Raw genomic sequence first — 2,694 nt, 5'->3', positions numbered from 1 at the left:
GCGGCCGAGCTGTTCGTCCGCGGCGTGCAGGTCGACTGGCAGGCCCTCTTCCCGGGTGCTCGCCGCGTCGACCTGCCCACCTACGCCTTCCAGCACCAGTGGTACTGGCCCGTGGGAGCAGGTTCCCAGGTGGGGAATGTGGCCGCGGCGGGGCTGGCCGCCGCCGGGCACCCGTTGCTGGGCGCCGCCGTGGGCCTGGCCGACTCGGACGGGGTGCTGCTGACCGGCCGCCTGTCGGTGGGGTCGCATCCGTGGCTGGCTGATCATGCGGTGGGCGGGGTGGTGGTCTTCCCGGGGACCGGGTTCCTGGAGCTGGCGATCCGGGCCGGTGACCAGGTCGGCTGCGAGGTGGTGGAGGAGCTGACGCTGGCCGCGCCGCTGGTGCTGGGCGAGGATGACGCGGTTGTGATGCAGATCGCGGTGGGTGCGCCGGAGGAGTCCGGTCGGCGTGCTTTGAGTGTCTATTCCCGGTCGGCGCAGGCTGGGGAGGATGTGCCGTGGGTGCGGCATGCGACGGGCACGCTCGCCACGGATGGTCGGGCCGCTGCGCGGTTCGATGCGGTGGTGTGGCCGCCGGTCGGGGCGACCGCGATCGAGTTGGACGGGCTGTATGACGAGCTGGCCGTTCGAGGGCTGGGGTACGGTCCGGTGTTCCAGGGGCTGCGGGCCGCATGGCAGTGCGATGGGGAGATCTTCGCCGAGGTCGCGCTGCCCGAGCAGGCGGCGTCGGATGCGGGTTCGTTCGGGGTGCATCCGGCTCTGCTGGATGCGGCGTTGCACGCGATGGCCTTTGTCGGGCTGGATGCCGCAGGGGGTACGCGGTTGCCGTTTTCCTGGCGGGAGGTGAGCCTGCACGCGGGTGGGGCGGCGATGCTGCGGGTGCGGCTGGTCCGGGCCGGTGACGACTCGGTCACGCTGACGGTGGTGGATGCCGCGGGGGAGCCGGTGTTGTCGGCGCGGTCGCTGGTGTTGCGCCCGTTCTCGCCCGACCAACTCGTCGGCGGTGGCCGTGGGGTGGAGCGGGATTCGTTGTTCGGGCTGGAGTGGACCGCGCTGGCGGAGGTGCCGGGCGCGGAGACCGGTGCGAGCGTGGTCGAGCTGACCGGAGATCTCGCCTCGCTGGATTCGGTGCCGGACGTGGTGACGTTCACCGTCGGTTCCTCCGAGGACACCGGCGTAGTGGAGTCGGCGCATGCGGTGACGGCTGGGGTGCTGGGTCTGTTGCAGGGGTGGCTGGCCGATGAGCGGTTCGGGGCTTCGCGTCTGGTGTTCGTGACCAGGGGTGCGGTCGAGGCGCGGGAGGGTGAGGCGGTCGCTGATCTGGCGGCTGCGGCGGTGTGGGGTCTGGTGCGGTCGGCGCAGTGGGAGAACCCGGGCCGGTTCGTGCTGGTCGACGTTGATGCGGAGTTGTCCTCGTCGTCGCTGGCCGCGGTGCTGGCCTCCGGGGAGCCGCAGGCGGCGGTCCGTGAGGGTGCGGTACGGGTGCCTCGTCTGGCTCGGGTGATGCCGGCCGAGGAGGCGGGGCGGTCGTGGGATCCGGAGGGGACGGTGTTGATCACCGGTGGTACCGGTGGTCTGGGTGGTCATCTGGCCCGGCATCTGGTGGCCGAGCGGGGTGTGCGGCGTCTGCTGCTGACCAGTCGCCGGGGACTGGAGGCTCCGGGTGCGGTGGAGTTGCAGGCCGAGCTGATCGCGCACGGTGTCGAGGTCATGGTCGCGGCGTGTGACATGGCTGACCGCGACCAAGTGGCGGCGCTGCTGGCGCAGGTTCCGGCCGAGCATCCGCTGACCGCCGTGATCCACACTGCCGGTGTGCTGGCCGATGGGACGATTCCGTCGCTGACGCCCGAGCGGCTGGACACCGTGCTGCGGCCCAAGGTCGATGCCGCCTGGCATCTGCATGAGCTGACCCGGGGTCTGGATTTGGCGGCGTTCGTCGTGTATTCGTCCTTGTCGGGTGTCATGGGCTCGGCTGGGCAGGGCAACTACGCGGCCGCGAACGCGTTTGTGGATGCGCTGGCTCAGATGCGGCGGGCCGAGGGACTGCCCGCGCTGTCGCTGGCGTGGGGTGCCTGGAGCCAGGACAGCGGATTGACCGGCACGCTGAGCGACGCCGACATGCGGCGGATCACCCGGATGGGCATGCCGCCGCTGTCGGTGGAGCAGGGCCTGGCGCTGTTCGACGCCGCCGGGCGGGTGGCCCGGCCGGTGGTGATCCCGTTCCGGTTGGAGCTGGCGGTGCTGCGCGCGCAGGGTGAGGTCTCGCCGTTGTTGCGAGGTCTGGTGCGGGGTGGTCGGCGGTCGGCGGCGTCCGGTTCGATGGTGGCGACGTTGCTGGGGCGGCTGGCTCCGCTGGGGGCGGCCGAGCGCACCGGGGTCCTGGTGGATCTGGTGCGTACCGAGGTGGCCTTGGTGCTGGGGCATGCCTCGCCGGAGACGGTGGAGGTGCGGCGGGAGTTTCGTGAGCTGGGCTTCGACTCTCTTACCGCGGTGGAGTTGCGTAACCGGCTGAACGGGGTGACCGGGTTGCGGTTGCCGTCCACGCTGGTGTTCGACTACCCGACGCCGACGCTGCTGGCGGAGTTCCTGCTGGCCGAGTTGTTCGGTGAGGATGCCGACGTGGTCGTTCCCGCGTCGGTGGTGCCGGTCGCGGACGATCCGATCGTGATCGTGGGCATGGCGTGCCGTTATCCG

1 protein-coding gene is annotated in these 2,694 nt (G+C 71.3%); it reads left to right on the top strand.

The genetic code is table 11. The features are described from left to right. Positions 1 to 2,694 (top strand): type I polyketide synthase (locus ACWD3H_RS47510; RefSeq protein ID WP_451959780.1); only part of this gene is annotated, 2,694 nt, incomplete at both ends.

This window comes from Streptosporangium sp. NPDC002607 (assembly GCF_053592655.1).
This window is presented reverse-complemented; position numbering and strand designations above follow the sequence as displayed.